This is a genomic window from Pectobacterium aroidearum (assembly GCF_041228105.1).
GTDB classification, from domain to species: domain Bacteria; phylum Pseudomonadota; class Gammaproteobacteria; order Enterobacterales; family Enterobacteriaceae; genus Pectobacterium; species Pectobacterium aroidearum.
Genome location: NZ_CP166097.1, coordinates 393,034 through 409,783, shown reverse-complemented (window position 1 = coordinate 409,783; position 16,750 = coordinate 393,034). Strand labels below are relative to the sequence as shown.

General features: G+C 54.9%; 13 protein-coding genes. 2 read left to right on the top strand and 11 right to left on the bottom strand.

What is annotated here, in order from left to right:
- Window positions 1-12: 12 nt before the first annotated feature.
- Window positions 13-1,632 carry a phosphoenolpyruvate carboxykinase (ATP) gene (gene pckA / locus AB8809_RS01730; RefSeq protein ID WP_349856626.1) on the top strand — a complete coding sequence of 540 codons (1,620 nt, stop codon included), beginning with the start codon at window positions 13-15 and terminating at the stop codon, window positions 1,630-1,632.
- A 196-nt stretch (window positions 1,633-1,828) separates the two neighbouring features.
- Here pckA and envZ read toward each other — a convergent pair whose 3' ends face one another.
- The 10 genes from envZ to AB8809_RS01680 form a co-directional block, all read right to left on the bottom strand.
- Window positions 1,829-3,190: a two-component system sensor histidine kinase EnvZ gene (gene envZ / locus AB8809_RS01725; protein WP_015841995.1), complete on the bottom strand. Its 1,362-nt coding sequence runs from the start codon at window positions 3,188-3,190 to the stop codon at window positions 1,829-1,831.
- A complete protein-coding gene (ompR, locus tag AB8809_RS01720) occupies window positions 3,187-3,906 on the bottom strand; it encodes a two-component system response regulator OmpR (RefSeq protein ID WP_005969424.1) in 720 nt (239 codons plus the stop codon). The genes envZ and ompR overlap by 4 nt, the downstream gene beginning before the upstream one ends.
- 365 nt (window positions 3,907-4,271) lie before the next feature.
- Window positions 4,272-4,682 (bottom strand): ParB N-terminal domain-containing protein, encoded by a 411-nt coding sequence (locus AB8809_RS01715; protein ID WP_015841996.1) that lies wholly within the window; start codon window positions 4,680-4,682, stop codon window positions 4,272-4,274.
- Between the two features lie 62 nt (window positions 4,683-4,744).
- Window positions 4,745-5,905, bottom strand: coding sequence for an ABC transporter substrate-binding protein (locus AB8809_RS01710; RefSeq protein ID WP_349856627.1), 1,161 nt, complete (start codon window positions 5,903-5,905; stop codon window positions 4,745-4,747).
- Window positions 5,898-7,148, bottom strand: a complete 1,251-nt coding sequence (locus AB8809_RS01705; protein ID WP_349856628.1) for an MFS transporter — start codon at window positions 7,146-7,148, stop codon at window positions 5,898-5,900. Before AB8809_RS01705 ends, AB8809_RS01710 begins: the two co-directional genes overlap by 8 nt.
- A gap of 37 nt (window positions 7,149-7,185) precedes the next feature.
- A complete protein-coding gene (locus AB8809_RS01700) occupies window positions 7,186-8,343 on the bottom strand; it encodes an NAD/NADP octopine/nopaline dehydrogenase family protein (RefSeq protein ID WP_349856629.1) in 1,158 nt (385 codons plus the stop codon).
- 10 nt (window positions 8,344-8,353) lie between these two features.
- Window positions 8,354-9,370, bottom strand: coding sequence for a PLP-dependent cysteine synthase family protein (locus AB8809_RS01695; RefSeq protein WP_015842000.1), 1,017 nt, complete (start codon window positions 9,368-9,370; stop codon window positions 8,354-8,356).
- Window positions 9,371-9,383: 13 nt separating this feature from the next.
- A complete protein-coding gene (locus AB8809_RS01690) occupies window positions 9,384-10,787 on the bottom strand; it encodes a Y4yA family PLP-dependent enzyme (protein WP_349856630.1) in 1,404 nt (467 codons plus the stop codon).
- Window positions 10,788-10,828: 41 nt separating this feature from the next.
- Entirely contained in the window at window positions 10,829-13,024 is a 2,196-nt protein-coding gene (locus AB8809_RS01685; protein WP_180779275.1) for a TonB-dependent siderophore receptor, read from the bottom strand.
- 82 nt (window positions 13,025-13,106) lie between these two features.
- Complete coding sequence (locus AB8809_RS01680; protein WP_349856631.1) at window positions 13,107-15,008, bottom strand: IucA/IucC family protein; 1,902 nt, start codon at window positions 15,006-15,008, stop codon at window positions 13,107-13,109.
- A gap of 250 nt (window positions 15,009-15,258) precedes the next feature.
- Between AB8809_RS01680 and AB8809_RS01675 the strand changes: the two genes are divergently transcribed.
- Window positions 15,259-16,140: a CoA ester lyase gene (locus AB8809_RS01675; protein WP_349856632.1), complete on the top strand. Its 882-nt coding sequence runs from the start codon at window positions 15,259-15,261 to the stop codon at window positions 16,138-16,140.
- Window positions 16,141-16,224: 84 nt separating this feature from the next.
- On the opposite strand, the gene greB is transcribed toward AB8809_RS01675, so the two are convergent.
- Window positions 16,225-16,704 carry a transcription elongation factor GreB gene (gene greB, locus AB8809_RS01670; protein WP_180779285.1) on the bottom strand — a complete coding sequence of 160 codons (480 nt, stop codon included), beginning with the start codon at window positions 16,702-16,704 and terminating at the stop codon, window positions 16,225-16,227.
- Window positions 16,705-16,750: the final 46 nt, after the last annotated feature.

Here is a 16,750-nt window from a genome sequence, read left to right as displayed (position 1 = left end):
AGGAGTAGCAACATGCAGATCAACGGTATTACCCCGCAAGCCCTGACGGCTTATGGAATCCACGATGTCCGCGATATTGTCTACAATCCCAGCTATGAACTGCTTTTTGAAGAAGAACGCTCTCCTACCCTACAAGGCTATGAACGCGGCATCGAAACCCAACTGGGTGCGGTAGCCGTCGATACTGGCATCTTTACCGGCCGTTCCCCGAAAGACAAATACATCGTGCGCGATGATGTAACCCGCGACACCGTGTGGTGGTCCGATCAGGGTAAAGGTAAGAACGATAACCACCCACTGAGTCAGGAAACCTGGACGCACCTGAAGCAGCTCGTTACCACACAGCTTTCCGGCAAGCGCCTGTTCATCATCGATGCCTTCTGCGGTGCGAATCCAGACAGCCGCCTCAGCGTACGTTTCGTCACGGAAGTGGCGTGGCAGGCGCATTTCGTCAAAAACATGTTTATCCGCCCAAGCGATGAGGAACTGGAGGGCTTTGAGCCAGACTTCATCGTAATGAACGGCGCGAAATGCACCAACCCGAACTGGCAGGAACAAGGGCTGAACTCCGAGAACTTTGTCGCGTTCAATCTGACAGAACGCATCCAGTTGATCGGCGGCACCTGGTACGGCGGCGAAATGAAGAAAGGGATGTTCTCCATCATGAACTACCTGCTGCCGCTGAAAGGCATCGCCTCTATGCACTGTTCGGCAAACGTCGGCGAAAAAGGCGATGTCGCGGTCTTCTTTGGTCTTTCCGGTACGGGCAAAACCACGCTGTCCACCGATCCGAAACGCCAGTTGATTGGCGATGACGAACACGGCTGGGACGACGACGGCGTCTTCAACTTTGAAGGCGGCTGCTATGCCAAAACCATCAAGCTATCCAAAGAGGCAGAGCCGGATATCTACGGTGCGATCAAACGTGATGCACTGCTGGAGAACGTCACGGTACTGGCAGACGGTACAGTGGACTTCAACGACGGTTCGAAAACCGAGAACACCCGCGTCTCTTATCCGATTTATCACATTCAGAATATCGTTAAACCGGTCTCCAAAGCCGGACATGCGACGAAAGTGATCTTCCTGACGGCTGACGCATTCGGCGTGTTGCCTCCTGTTTCTCGCCTGACATCCGATCAAACGCAGTATCATTTCCTGTCCGGCTTTACCGCCAAACTGGCGGGAACCGAACGCGGCGTGACGGAACCGACACCGACCTTCTCCGCCTGCTTCGGCGCAGCATTCCTGATGCTGCACCCAACGCAGTACGCTGAAGTGCTGGTAAAACGCATGAAGGCGGCCGGTGCACAGGCTTATCTGGTGAACACTGGCTGGAACGGCAACGGTAAACGTATCTCCATTAAAGATACGCGCGGGATTATTGACGCCATTCTGAACGGCAGCATTGATGATGCAGAAATGCAGACGCTGCCGGTCTTCGATTTGGCCATCCCAACGTCGCTGCCCGGCGTTAACCCTGACATTCTCGACCCGCGTGATACCTACGCGAGCGTCGAACAGTGGCAGGAAAAAGCGGACGATCTGGCACAGCGCTTTATCACCAACTTCGATAAATACACCGATGCACCGGCAGGTGCCGCGCTGGTGAAAGCAGGGCCGAAGCGCTAAGCATTAACGAGAAACACAAAGAGAAAAGGCGCGGATTCCGCGCCTTTTGCTATTTTAGGACTTAAAAAGAGGCTTATGACTAACGCAGGTAGCCTAAGCCTCATTTTAGGAGAAACACGGGGATGAGGTTCCCACAGGGACACCTCGCCCCGTGGTAGCTCCGTGTATCTCGGTTCTTAAACGATCGGCATTAGGCTTATGACTCTTTTGCAGCACCGTTATCCGCTACCGCAACTTCCGAGAGCAGCGGCAGATACGCGCGAACACAGAGCCCACCGCGTTCGCTGCTGCCAACGTCCAGCACGCCATTGTGCGCATCAATAATACGCTGCACAATCGCCAGCCCTAGCCCGGTACCGCTGGTGGTTCGCGCACTGTCGCCACGGACGAACGGCTGGAACAAGTGCTTCAATTGATCGGGCGCAATACCCTCTCCATCATCCTCGACCTGAAACCAGACGCGCTGTAGATCGCGCCCGGTACTGACTTTTATCCAGCCATTACCATAACGCGCCGCATTCACCACCAGATTCAGTGCCGCACGTTTTATCGAAAGCGAACTGATGCGCACCAGCAGCTCGCCAGTCGCGAATTCGCTGTCGATCTGGCGTTCATAACCGCTTTCCGATGCGACCACTTCACCCATAATGGCGTTCAGGTCAGCCACTTCCGTCTGCATTTCCTGACCGGTGCGCAGGTAGTCGAGGAACTGCTCAATAATCGCATTACACTCTTCAATGTCCTTATTGATCGACTCTGCCAGATAGTCATCTTCCTTGCCCATCATTTCAGTCGCCAGACGAATACGCGTCAGCGGCGTACGCAGGTCGTGACTGACGCCCGCCATTAACAGCGTGCGGTCATCGGCCAGCAGCTTCACGCCGGAGGCCATCTGGTTAAAGGCGCGGGTCACGGAACGCACTTCGGAGGCACCGTACTCCCGCAGCGGCGGCGGAATAATGCCCTTACCGACCTGCAAAGCCGCATGTTCCAGCTCAACCAACGGTCGGTTTTGCACCCGAATAAATAACCACGCACCGCCAATCACCAGCAGCATTATCGCCAGCGTATAGCGGAAGAGCGGCGAGAAATCGCCCTGATGAATTTCAGTGAGGGGAACGCGCACCCAGATATCCGGTGACAGCCAGGTTTTCAGCCACACCACCGGTGTATTTTTGCTGACTTCAACCCGCACATCCGTCGGGCCGCCCAGCTGTTGCGCCATCTGGTCGCTCAGAAACTTGTAGTGTTGCGCCCAACGCAGGCCGCTTTCCTCCGCCGCCGCATTGGTGTACAGCGATATACCCAATTCGCGGTAAATCTCACGCCGGAACGCAGGCGGCACCTCAAGCGTGGAGCCATCTTCCAGTTGCAGACTGTCCGTCATCAGCATTCTCACTTCGTATGCCAGCACCTTATTGAACTGCTGCAAACTCGGCAAAATAGCGAAGTTGAGCACCACCAGATAGGTGGTGACCAAACTGACAAACAACAACGTGACAATCAGTAACAACGTCCGTGCAAATGAGCTGCGCGGAGAAAAGCGCCATTGCATCATGCCTTACTGCCGTCCGGGACAAACACGTAGCCAAGACCCCATACGGTCTGGATATAGCGCGGGTGCGCCGGATCCTCTTCCACCATGCGGCGCAGACGAGAAATTTGTACGTCGATAGAACGTTCCATCGCACTGTATTCACGGCCACGGGCCAGATTCATCAGCTTATCGCGAGACAGCGGCTCACGCGGGTGGCTCACCAGCGCCTTAAGCACGGCAAACTCGCCGCTGGTCAACGGCATCGGTTCATCATCGCGGAACATTTCGCGCGTGCCCAGGTTCAGCTTGAATTTACCAAACGCGATAATCGCTTCTTCCTGCGACGGTGCGCCTGGCAGTTCGTTCGCCTGACGACGCAGCACCGCACGGATGCGAGCCAGCAGTTCGCGCGGGTTGAAAGGTTTAGGAATATAATCGTCCGCGCCGATTTCCAGCCCGACGATACGATCGACTTCTTCCCCTTTGGCCGTCACCATAATGATCGGCATCGGGTTACTCTGGCTACGCAAACGACGGCAGATGGACAAACCATCTTCGCCCGGCAGCATCAGGTCCAGCACCATGAGGTGAAAGGATTCACGGGTCAGCAAACGGTCCATCTGTTCAGCATTGGCTACGCTACGTACCTGAAAACCCTGCTCAGTCAGATAACGCTCTAATAGCGCACGCAACCGCATGTCGTCATCTACAACCAGAATTTTATAGTTTTCTTGCATTCTCTTTCTCCAAAGGCGTAATAGCGCCGACGCTGCTATTGTTCAGAAACACACGAATTACTGACAGTCGTTTCTGGTATACATTCTAGGCAAAATTGTTACAAAGCATATTAAAATTCGTGTAATCAATCATTTCCTTTGCCGTCAGTCATAAAATAATCGGCGATTTACGGTGGTTGTCACTCACGAAGATTGTCGTTTACGAAGATTATCGTTTACGGAGATTATAGTAACGCCGCCGACAATAAAAAGGCACGGTAGTGGCAAAAGCAGGAGAAAAGAGAAGAGAAAGGGCGTTGCCACCCGGATCCAGAGCGGCAACGTAAAGTGATTAATGCATAGCCGTGGTTAACACATAGCCGTAATTAGCGCATCAGTTCATCCAGTACCACGCTCACCGACGGCAGCGCAGGCTGGAAAAGATGACGTGTGGTCTTGTAGGGAAACAGACCCTTTTCCGTCACAATGGTCTGCATAATCAGATTCTTGCAAAAAGGTTGCCCGGTCTTCCAGTGATAAACGGACACGCGAGGATCCTCATAATCAAGCAACGCGCAGGGGATGTGCTTCAATCCCAGCTCGGTGGCCGCACGTAGCCGATGATTGCCGTCCATAATAATTCCGGTTTCTTTCTCTATGGGCACCGGTGTCGTCCAGCAGCCACAGCGGCAAATGTCCTCCATCAGACATTCCACGTTCGACATATCAACATTTTCAGAGGGAAGCAGGAACTGCACGGGCGTAAGAGCGATCTGGTAGGTCATACCTTCAAACATTATCCACCTCCTGACGTAACGGTTACGCACAGCTCCGACGCAACGTCGGAGCTGCCTCTCATTTACGGCGCAAGACTGACGAAATAGCCCGGCTGGTAGTCCACCGGTAAAAATTGCTGATGAAGCTGGCGGAAAGTGTCATCCGCGTTGAGATCGCGGAATAGATCGGGGTGAAACCACTCAGCCAATTGCTGAATCGCGATGAAATCATAGGGCCCGTTATAAAACTGATGCCAGATGGCATAGAACGCGCGTTTCTGCTTCGCGAGGGTGTTGGTATACGCAGGCCGTCCCAAAAACCATTCAAGCCGCTTGCGCCCTTCAACCACATCCTGCCCCGGTCCCAATCCAATCCAGCGCCCGCCGGGTACGAAGGCTTCAAAGTTGCCGCTGGTGATCACCACCACTTCAGGGTTTTCCACAATCACCTGTTCAGGGTGCATCTGCATAAAAGTGCTCGGCGCATTTTTTGCCGCAACGTTATCGCCACCGGCCAGTTGCACGAACTTACCGAAGTTATCTGGGCCGAAGGTCAGGCAGCACTCATCGGTGTAGCCCCCCAACCGCTCAATGAACACGCGCGGTGAACGCGGCTTTTTCGCCGCCAGCACGTCGGAAACACGTTTTAGCTGCGCCTCACGGAACGCGAGAAACGCCTCGGCGCGCGCTTCCTGATGAAACAACTTGCCGAACAGACGCAGGGTCGGCGCGGTGTTTTCCAGCGGGTGATAGCGAAAATCGACATACACAATCGGAATGCCGACGCTATCCAGTATCCGGTCATAGCCCGCATCGACAATCGCCCGCTGCGCCTCAATATTCATAATGATGACGTCCGGCTTCAGCGATACCGCCTGTTCCACGTCAAACGTCCCTTTCTCCGTGCCGTCGAACGTCGGAATTTTCGCCAGTTGAGGAAAACGATCGCGGTACTGGTGCCACGTTGCCGGATCGGACTGAATCAAATCGCGCCGCCAGGCAACGATCCTTTTCGCCGGATCTTCCCTGTCGAGCATCGCGACCAGATAAAGCTGACGTCCTTCCCCCAACATGACGCGCTGCACCGGCGTGTTGACCCTCACCTCACGCCCCAGCACATCCTTAATAAACGTTGAGGTTTGCGCAGTTTGCTCAGCCTGCGCCACCAGCGGCGACAGACCGACCATCAACAGCGCACTCAGCAATAACCGACGGCAATATTGCCGCGTCCAACGATTACACATTTTCGATATTTCCCTTCGTCGAGAGAGAGTCATGTTTTTCCGCCTGTTTCCGCAGGTGTCGTAGCAGCATCAGCGAGACCAGAAAGGTCACCAGATACGCGGCGCCAACGCAGAAGAACAGCGAACGTAGTCCGGGGGAGTAGAGCACCAATCCACCCAAAGCAATGCCCAGAATCGAAGCAAACTGGCTGACGCTTTGCGCCACACCGAGTATGTAACCCTGCTGTCCGGCACCAGCCGCACGGGAAATCAGCGCCATCAGAACCGGCGTCGTCGCCCCCAGCAGGACGCCCCACAGGAAATAAAGCGGGATGAAAATCGCGATATTCAGGATCGTGGCGGCCGTCAATGTGACGATGGCGCAGGCCAGCATAACCACACACAGGCGGCTCAGCGTCTGGGACAGCGAGAGGTTTTCAAAATAGCGCGCCCACAGCGATGCAGAGACAATCACACCGGTCGCCTGCAAGCCATAGCACAGGCCGATAATCCATTTATCCACCTGAAAAATGCCATCCATATACAGGGAAAACGGCGTTTGCGGAATCATGCGGCTGGCCAGCAACAGGCCGGAAATCAGCAGCAGGCCGGAAATCGGCGACAACGCCCAAAGCCGCCTGCGCGGTGTGCTTTTCTCCTGTGCATCCGCAGGCGGAACCGCAGGGACATCGGGGGCGACATGCGGCAGGAACAGCGCCACGGTAATGCCACACAGCGCGCACAGGATCGCGGCGCTCAGGTTGATCCAGAAGAAGTTCAGGTAGTCGAGGATCAGCCCACCGACTATCGCCCCTAGCAGCGATCCGACGTTGGTAGACACCTGAAGCCAGGCGAACAGCCGCGTACGCTGTAACGGACTGACGACCGCGACGCCGTAGGCCTGCGCGGGCGCGATATACCCCGCACAGGCGCCCTGAATAAAACGCAGCGCGACGATCGTCCAGATGTCATTGGCCCACGCCAGCCCGAGCTGGGTTAACGCCAGCCCGAACAGCGCGCGGATCATCATGGCTTTATTGCCCAGCCGATCGCCCATTCGTCCCCAGAAGGCACTGGTCAGCATAATGCCCAGCATCGGCCCGATGTACACGGCAATCCCCGCGATACTCAGTTCCGCACCGGACGACATACTTTCCAGATGCAGCGGCCAAAACGGCCCGCTCATCTCCATCGCCCCCATCGCCACCAGCTGTACGACAAACATAAAGTGGATGATGAACGCCACCTGCCCATTCAAGCGCATGCGTCAATTCCTTCTGCTTTCACGACGTCACCCCGTCTCATTTCAGCCACTGTGGCGGGAAATAGTCGGGACGATCCTGCGTGGAAGTGCCCATATAATCGCTGCACCACCGGTAGACTTCCTCAATGTACGGCACGCTAACGGCCAGATTCTCCGCGATGGTCACCAGCAGGCTCAGGCCGTAAGCGATATCCTCCTGAAACACCCGATGCTGCGTATCAAACACATACCCGCCCGCGCCATCTTTTCGCAGCGGCAGACCGATGCCGTGGTAAGCCTGATTGGTGCGCAGCACAGAGAGCATCGTGTGCGCATCGGCAATCTGCTCACCATAGGCATCGATAATCTCCTGCTTGAGCGGCAGCACCGAATCCAACTGCACACCAAGCCGCGCCTCCAGCGCTGCACACAGCCGTTGGTTCTCCTCGTCCATACGTTCCAGATAATAGGCACCGAGTTCCGGGCAATCATTCCACCAGCACAGCGGCTGTGAGAGCGGTCGGGCGTGCCACTGTCCATAGGGACCGATCAGGCCATAAATCACTGCACTGTGCATAATCGGGTTACCCGGCGTCAGCGTGATCTCCAGATAATCCGGTAACAGCACCACTGGTGCAGAATAGAGTCGTTGCAACAGTGCCATCAGCGCCTGCTGGCTCGCAGCCGTTTCACGCCGATGCGTGGCGACATACAGCGTGGCCTTTTCGCCGCCCATTTTGATCGACTGACCCGGCAGTAAATCAAACGCAATGTGCGCAACGTCCTTCATGCCCCAAATCACCACGTTCGGACGAGCGGCCAGCTCGCGTTCAGCCAGCCAGTCAAAACCGCAAAAACCGGGAATGGCGCCAACATAAACCGGTTTGTTGGCGGGCAGATGAGGAACAATCCGCGCCAGAAGATCGGCGCGGAAGTTAGCAGGAACGGTGATGATAACGACGTCCGCATCGCGGCAGGCTTCCGCCGGATCGCAGGTCACGCAGTCCGGCGTGGCCGTCAGCGTCTCGCCATCCGGCAACAGGGCATGTAGCCGTTTACCGTGCTGCTGATAGGCTTCCGGCAGGCGCGGATGGCTACCCAGCAGCGTCACCCTGACGTCCGGCAGTTGTGTAAACAGTACCGTGGCGAGATGGCCGGTCTTACCGGCCCCGCAAATCACCACGTTAAGCGGCTGCCCGCTTAGCGCTTCGGTCATCCTTAACTCCTTAGCTTGCCTGCTCCAGAGAAATCGCGTTGCCCAGCCAGCGATCCAGATCGTGCCATACGCCGCTATCCGTCAGATTACGCGCCGCCAGCCACTCTTCGTTAAACACCGTATGCAGGTATTTTTCACCGCCGTCGGCAATCGCCAGCACAACGTTGCCGCCGATGCGATCCTGATAGATCAATTCCAGCGCTTTATAGATCACCCCGCCCGTCGAGCCGCCGACCAGCAAACCATAGTGCCGCGCGATATAGCGTGCGGTTTCAAACGCCTGCGCATCCGAAACCTGCTCGCCACAGTCGATGCAGCTATAATCCAGCACCAGCCCCACGGTATCTCCGGCTGGCGTACCGGTGCCAGACTGGTAGTAAGGTTTGCCGGGGTGGCCGAAGACAATAGAACCCACTGGTTCAACGGCAATGGTCGTAATATCCGGGTTATGGACTTTCAGGCCGTGCGAAATACCGGTCATCGATCCGCCAGTGCCCACGCAGCCGACAAACGCGTCGATCTTGCCAATCTGGCTGAACAGCTCACGCACAAAATCAGCGTAGCCGCCCGCATTCGCCGCGTTATCCGATTGATTCATAAACACCGCACCGGGAATTTCCTGTGCCAACTGTGCCGCCATGCGTTGACGTTCCACCACCGCCACTTCATCTTCACCGTAGTCGCCGGAGACGTAGCGAATTTCCGCGCCGAGCGCACGCATGATGGCAATTTTGTCCTGTGCCGCGTGGTGATCGACCACGGCGATAAAGCGCAGGCCATATTCGATCGACGCCAGCGCCAGCCCGATACCGGTATTACCCGACGACGACTCGACGATAGTGCCGCCGGGGCGAATTTTGCCTGACTTCAACCCGGCGACAATCATGTTGCGCGCCATGCGATCCTTCATGCTGCCGCCGGGATTGTTCTTCTCCACTTTTAAAAACAAACGCGTATCCCCATAGGGAACCGGAATTTGTATAACGGGGGTATTACCAATCAAGTCAGTTACTTTATTCAGGATCATGGTTCTGCTCCATTCAGTTATCACTGGAAAAAATCAGCTCACCTTTCTTACCTTTGAACGCACACAAGCGCGCAGGCAGCGGATGTCGATGAAACGCGTTCTCCAGCAGGTCCATCTGGTATCCCGCCGTATTCGCATAAATCAGTAAATCACCTGGCTGCGGCACGGTTCGAAAATGAATCAATCGGTTCGTAATGACATCGTCGTCCAGACAGCTGTGTCCGGCGATCCAGGCTTTGCCCGGCGTCGGAGGGGTGTCTTTTTTGACGGAAAAAACATGCAGAGGATCAATCAAAAACTCAGAGTTAAACCAGGTTTCACAGGCGCTGAAGCTACTGCCTTCCACAAACACAACGTGGTTGCCGTCTGGCTGGCGACGCGTTCGCGTCACGCGAAATACCGTAATCGCACTTTGGTCAGCCAGGCTGCGTCCCGGCTCAATCGCCAGAATCAAGCCGTGTTGTTTGAGCACCTCTGCCACACGGGTATCCCCGACTGAGGCTGACAGAAATGCCTCAAGATAATCAGCTGCTGAACACTCGCCGCCATATGGGTAAAACGAGGTCGGCACCTGACCGTGGCGATAGTCCGCCCCATTCTGCTTCGCTAAATAATCCTGATAGCGTGAGGCCGGAAGATATTGAATCGGTAATCCACCGCCGATATCAATAATGGCGGGCTGCAATCCCTTTGCGCGCGCCTGCTCTAGCAATGGCAGCACCTCAGACAATGCGGCCACGCGGGTATCGGGCTCATAACCGCCCAGATGGAAATGAAAGCCTTCCAGCCGAAGCGCATCCTGTCTGATGCTCAGTGTCTCCAGACAGCGTGCGGCCTCATCGGCCAGCATGCCAAACCGGCTGGCCTGTGCGAACGACGGGCGATAGCGCAGCAAAACGCGTACTGGCTCCGTCACGCGCAGCACATCCGCCAGCGCGAGCACCTCGTCGAACTCTTCCGGCGAGTCCAACACGATGAGGGCACGGTGATTAACCAACGCCATCAGGAACTCGCGCGTTTTCGCTGGCCCCGTGGCGCACAGTCGCGCGCCGTCACAGCCAGCCCGCAGGGCATCTTTCAGCTCCTGTAAACTGGAAACATCCACGCCGACGCCCGCGTTAACGGCCGCCTGCACCAGCCCCGGTGATTTGTTCACCTTCGCGCCGTAGTACAGGCGGCAGTCCACATCGTGGCGCTGCAACACCGTTCGCAATGCCGCGATATTGTTGGCCACCGTGTGAGGCCAGACAATATTCAGCGGCGACCCATACAGCTCAACCAGCCATGACAACCTTTGCGGCGAGTTGAAAAGAAACTGCTCAATCTCACTATCCAGATAAGGCGTCAGTCTCTCAGGCCAGTGGGCCTGCGCGACAGCGGGGGAAGACACTGCGGCAAAGCTAAACAGGTTGCTCATCGCTATCTCCTTAACGTTCGGTTCCTGAAAAATGCCTATCCTTAGAAATCAACCGCCACAGACAGCATCAGCGTCCGCGGCGTTCCTTGCGATACCGTGCTGAACGACGTCACACCAGACCAGTAATTGCGGTCAAAGGCGTTAAGGACATCCGCGCGGAACGTGGTGGGCGCGTTGTAGATTCGCGTCTTGTAACGCGCGCCGAAATCAACCGTGGTCCAGGAAGGAATGGATTGGGTATTGATGGTGTTGACGTTCTGCTTCCCGTTATGGGTGACGTTGGCGCTCAGCGTCAGATCGCGCAGGAACGGCAGGTCATATTCCACGCCGGCGTTAGCCTGAAAACGCGACGTGCCCGGCGCACGCTTGCCCTGCGCCCCCGGCGTCACACTTTTGGTCAACTCGGCATCCAGCAGCATCACGCCGCCCGTCAGACGCAGGTCTTCCAGCGGTGAACCGACCACATCCAGTTCAATACCCCGATTACGCTGTTCGTTGGCATCAACAAACGTGCCGTTAACCAGCGCACCGCTCGGTTTGGTGATCTGGAAAACGCTCAGCGTGGAGATCGTCCCCAGCGCGTCCACTTTCACCCCAGCCTCGTACTGTTTGCTCTTATACGGCGACAGCACTTGCCCCGCATTGCTAGCCGTCGTGGGTGCCACGTCCCCTTTACTCAGCCCCTCAATGTAGTTGGCATAGAGCGAGACGTGCTGCCAGGGTTTAACAATCACCCCGAGCATCGGGGTGATTGCGCTCTTGTCATAAGAAGAGCGCGCCCCGCCATCTGGCGCAGCGAAGTTATCCGAGTTGATCTGCTGATAGCGCAGCCCACCCGTGACTTGCAGCGCATCGTTCCAGAAGCCGAGCGTATCTGCCAGTGCGATGCCTGACAGCGCGGTAGAAGAGCGTTTGTAGATACTCGAGGGCGCGGCGATATCCTGTGCTGGCGCAGAGACAGGGTTGTAAATATTTGAATCAATGGCCGTTCCCGCTCTGCTGGCGCTGGCCTGACGATCGCGATAGTAGCTGGTCTGTGCCGACAGTTTGTGCGTCACCGCTCCGGTTTCCACATCCGCGCGCACGCCGGTCGCGAAGTTGTAACGACTGGTGGTAAAGCGGTAATTCCCTACGCCGGAACGAATATCACCATTGTTATTAATCACCTGCGGCACCTGCTCCGACAGTCGGCTCACGTGTGCGCTGGAACCGCCTAAATCGGTAAACCAGGTGACGTTATCCGCCAGATCGTATTCGGTATGCAGCAGCACCGACTGATCTTTGGAGTGCCAGAAGCCCCACGGTTGGGAAATATTGGTGTTGCCATCTGGTGCGTCGGGTACGGTCACTCCCGCCGCGAACGAATAAGGTCGCGACGGCGCACGCGTTTTCAGGTGCTGCGTGATGAGATCCAACGTGGCACGGAAACGTTCTGACGAGAAATCCAACCCAAGCGCGCCGACCTGTGTGCGCTTATCGCTGCCATTCCACACGGTGTCGCCATAGCCATAGTTGCCATTAAAACGGACGCCGAGCAGATTGTTATTTTCCAGCGCATAGACGCGGGAAATATCCGCATGCTGCGTGAGTTGGGAATCAGACTGCCAGCTGGTGGTGAGGCGGGTCAGATTGCCTACGGTGGTTGGGCGTTTGGTGACGGCGTTAATCACGCCGCCCACGCTGCTATTAGGCGACAGCCCATACAGCAACGCCGACGGCCCTTTCAGCACTTCCACCCGCTCAATGTAGTCGGTCATCAGCTGATAGTTGGGGGCAACACCGTAGACGCCGTTCATGGCGATGTCGCTCAGGTTTCCTTCGTTGAGTGGAAAACCGCGAATGTAATAAGAATCCAGCAGACCGCCCTGAGAACTGCTCACACGCACCGAGGCGTCATGGGCAACCACCTGCCCTAGCGTTTGTGCCTGCTTGTTTTCAATAAACGCTGAGGTCACATTGCTGACGTTAAACGGCGTATCCATGACATCCTTTTTGCCCAGCAGCCCGGTACTGGACGAACGCGCCGACATGCCGCCCGCCACCAGCCCCTGTACGGCTTCCGCGTCTTTGGCTTCAACCACGATAGTGGAATCATCGCGCTCGCCCGTTTCAGCCAGGGCGGGTATCGCGATACCGCTTAGCACAGCCATGGCCGCCGTGACGGCGACGGCTAACGCGGAGGGAATAGGAAAACGCGTTTTCCCGGTAGGTGGAGTGAAGTTCTTCCTGGCGTTCATCAACTAAGTTATCCATCTCAAAATGAGGAGTGAAAAAGATGCTCCCGTTTTTCAGCCTGTAAGGCGGGAGCATCGCCATACATCACGATCTGATGCGGGTGTCTTCCCCTTCCACAAGGAAGGGATTGCTCAGACCGTGCTGAATCCGGTAGTCGCGATATTCCTGGATATGCATGCGCAGCAGAGAACGCGTATACCAGGGCTGGGTCAAAAACATGTCGCGTTCGGTCTGCCACAGCTCGCCATCAACGCGCGACTTCACGGCGTCAAACGCCGCGGCGGTTTCCTCTTTCATCACCTGCCACAGCCGGGCATCGGCAAAGCCATATTCCGCACTGAGTGCCAGCGCCAGTTCATGCAGGTGGCTGACGAAACAGGCATCGACGACAAACATCCGCACCGGCTCGATATCGCCTTCAAACACCGTGGGCAGAATGCCGGGCCAGACGTAAGGTTGCAGGTGATAGCCACGCTGACGCAGCAGCGGTGCGTAGGTGCGCCCGTCGCCGAAATCGCGAATTAATAGCCCCTGTGCAACGCCTTCCGGTGAAAAGAGGATCTGGCTGTTCTGCTGATGCGCTTCCAGCCCGATGCCGTACAGCAGATAGATAGCGATGACGGGTCGGGTCACGGCGCGAACGTATTGGCGGAACCACGCTTCGGGGCCAAGCCCGGACAGCGCCACCAGCTCGGTGAATAACGGCTGGTCGCGGTGAGGTAGCGCCGTAAAGAGCGTGGCGACGGTCACGGGCAGCGCGCCGTCAGCGCGTTCATAGGCGTGCGCATCACGGAACACGACGGAGAGATGTTTGCCCGGCGCGTCGTCCTGATGAACCGCGTGCTTGTAGTGGAACGCCGCCTCTTCGCGGAAAAATTCCAGCCGCTGCTCAAATCCGCCTTCCTGCGCCAAAATCGCTTCGATAATGGTGCTGATACGTGGCCCCATGTGGATCGATTTCGCCTGTAGGCTGCGCATTTCGCTGGTCATCCAGATGGCGACAGGCAGCTTGATAAAGGGAGAAGAAGGTGGTTCAACGGGCAAAACCGTACGGAACGACATCCCCGGCAAGGTGATGAGATCGGGGCCGTCGGTAAGCAGAATGCCTTCGGCGATCTCATCCGCGTAATGGGATTTCACCCAATTTTCCAGATGCCAACTGTGGATGGGCAGCGGGAGCCACTGTGTTTCATCCAGCCCTTGTTGGTTCAGGCGCTGCTTCCAGTCCTGCCAGAGCGCGGGGAACGCCTGAGCAAACCACTGATGAAAATTATCGACATGCGGCATGCATTCCACATACGCCATATCACGACGCAGCGCGGTAATACGCAGCGGCACGCGGGCATTGAATTCGGGTGATAGCTGTTGGACGTCTTCGTCACTCAGTCCCGGACGGGATTTCCAGGTTGGGTAGTAGGGGTGGCCTTCCAGCGATCCCCACTGATCGAGCAACATCGCGGCATCGCGAATACTTAGCTGCCGACGCAGCCACAGCGTGAAATGATTCTGCCCATCTCGCTGCATGGCGTCAGCCACCTCAGCACGCCATTGGCGACGATAGCGGCGGGCATGGGTATCATTACTAATACTGTTACCCACATCTTTTTTCAGACCGAGGATGCCGCTCTCTTCCGGGTGGAAATCGAAACTATCACGAAGTACATCAATCAACTGCTCGTGGCCAGTGACGGGGAAAGATGTGCCATCTGAATTAATCAGATAAATATTTCCATTATTAATATAGGTGTTTGCTGGCGCTGGGGAAATATCATCAAATTTCAATACAGTTTTGCCATCCTGCAAAGCCAGCGTCGCTCCCCTGGAATTATCCTCAATAAAATTCAGGTCATTTTTATTTAAAATTCCTTCTGCAAAAAAGCAGCGAATCAATCGCCTTAACGCATTTTTATTTGAGTAATCAGAGAGAAAATCATCTGTATCCTGATGTATATCCCTGTGTTTAACTTCCTCTGACTTGATATTCATAACCACTCCTCATACCGATAAAACAAGTAAAAATTGATTGCTGTAACGTATAAAAGGGTGTCATTAAATCTCGGGTTAACACGTCCCGAAACTTAATAAAAATGTCGCGATAGATGGATTGAAAAATAATGAACGGAAAGCTAGCATATCACTAATGTCAATGTAAATAGGTATCATTCTTATTCGCAATTAATTAGTTACATTTTAATAAAATGTCATTTAATCAATAAATTAAACAAAGGAGAGCAGCATGGAACACGCTAAAACCTATCTCTTTGTGCCTGGTAATGCGCCCCACCGCTTTCAACATGCCGTCAGCTGCGGGGCCGATGCTGTGATATTTGATTTAGAAGATGCTGTTCATCCTGATGAGAAAAACCAGGCCAGAGAGAATATTATCCAGTGGGATAAAAACGATACGACCGTCTCTGAAATAAATTGCAAAAGATATATACGTTTAAATAAATTTGATTCAATAGCGTTCAGGGAAGACATCGAGTTTCTAAATAAACTCAACAATAAAGAGAAATTAAGAAATAATGCAAAATCCAGACATAAAATAGTCACATGGGAAATTGTTTTACCTAAAATAGAATCCGCAGAAATGCTGAATGACGCGCGGGAAATGATAAATCGTAATAGATTGGATAATGTGAATATTATTGCGATTATTGAAACCGCACGGGGGTTGCATAATGCAGAGGAGATTTGTGCGGCAGGGGTAGAAAGAGTCGCATTTGGCTCGCTGGATTTCTCGCTCGATATTCACTGCGATCAATCCCTGTATGCCTTGCTGTATGCCAGAAGCCGTATTGTACTAGCTTCCAGACTGGCCGACTTGCCCCCGCCAATAGATTGCGTCAACCCTGACTTCACACATCACGATCGCGTGTTAGCCGATGCGTTACATGCACGTTCGCTCGGCTTCTCCGCCAAACTCTGCATTCATCCTTCACAGATCGATGCTGTTCAGCAGGCTTTCGCGACAGATCGCAGTAAACTAGATTGGGCAAAACAGGTGCTGAAAGCGGCCGAACACAGCTACGCTTTCCAGATAAACGGCGAAATGGTGGATTTACCCGTCATTGAGCAGGCCAGACAGCTATTACGAGCGCAAAATGTAGATGACTAAACCTCTGGCGCCACTAGGATACGAAGGGGGAAATGCGCCTGCACAGCTTGCCGCGCGTTCCCCTACGTGCCGCTACCGGGTCGATTATGACTTAACGTAATCAATCGAATTGACGAACCACTCACGCGGGCCGTCCGGCGTATTCACGGTAAATTCCTCATCAACCGCTTTTTTCAGCATGGCGCGCGCCATCGGGGAATCGATCGAAATGTAGTCTTTATTGTCACCGTAGATCTCGTCCGGGCCGACAATCCGCAAACGCTTCACATCCCCTTGCTCATTTTCGATCTCGACCCAGGCACCAAAAAATACGCTGCCATCCTGCTGCGGCGAATAATCAACGATCTTCAATTCCGTCAGGCATTTTCTCAGGTAGCGTACACGCCTGTCGATCTGGCGTAATAAACGTTTGTTATAGGTGTAGTCTGCATTTTCCGAGCGATCCCCCAGGCTGGCCGCCCAGGAAACAATCTTGGTAATTTCAGGGCGCTTTACATTCCAGAGATGATCGTGCTCTGCCCGCAGTTTGTCATACCCCTCACGGGTAATCAGATTGGTTTTCAAGTCATTAACCCCGTTAGCGCTCTAGCGCGTACAACATATCTTCGAT

Bases quoted from the DNA above. Each gene is read 5' to 3' on its own strand.
- pckA (WP_349856626.1), top strand. From the start codon at position 13: ATGCAGATCAACGGTATTACCCCGCAAGCCCTGACGGCTTATGGAATC.
- envZ (WP_015841995.1), bottom strand. From the start codon at position 3,190: ATGATGCAATGGCGCTTTTCTCCGCGCAGCTCATTTGCACGGACGTTG.
- ompR (WP_005969424.1), bottom strand. From the start codon at position 3,906: ATGCAAGAAAACTATAAAATTCTGGTTGTAGATGACGACATGCGGTTG.
- AB8809_RS01715 (WP_015841996.1), bottom strand. From the start codon at position 4,682: ATGTTTGAAGGTATGACCTACCAGATCGCTCTTACGCCCGTGCAGTTC.
- AB8809_RS01710 (WP_349856627.1), bottom strand. From the start codon at position 5,905: ATGTGTAATCGTTGGACGCGGCAATATTGCCGTCGGTTATTGCTGAGT.
- AB8809_RS01705 (WP_349856628.1), bottom strand. From the start codon at position 7,148: ATGCGCTTGAATGGGCAGGTGGCGTTCATCATCCACTTTATGTTTGTC.
- AB8809_RS01700 (WP_349856629.1), bottom strand. From the start codon at position 8,343: ATGACCGAAGCGCTAAGCGGGCAGCCGCTTAACGTGGTGATTTGCGGG.
- AB8809_RS01695 (WP_015842000.1), bottom strand. From the start codon at position 9,370: ATGATCCTGAATAAAGTAACTGACTTGATTGGTAATACCCCCGTTATA.
- AB8809_RS01690 (WP_349856630.1), bottom strand. From the start codon at position 10,787: ATGAGCAACCTGTTTAGCTTTGCCGCAGTGTCTTCCCCCGCTGTCGCG.
- AB8809_RS01685 (WP_180779275.1), bottom strand. From the start codon at position 13,024: ATGAACGCCAGGAAGAACTTCACTCCACCTACCGGGAAAACGCGTTTT.
- AB8809_RS01680 (WP_349856631.1), bottom strand. From the start codon at position 15,008: ATGAATATCAAGTCAGAGGAAGTTAAACACAGGGATATACATCAGGAT.
- AB8809_RS01675 (WP_349856632.1), top strand. From the start codon at position 15,259: ATGGAACACGCTAAAACCTATCTCTTTGTGCCTGGTAATGCGCCCCAC.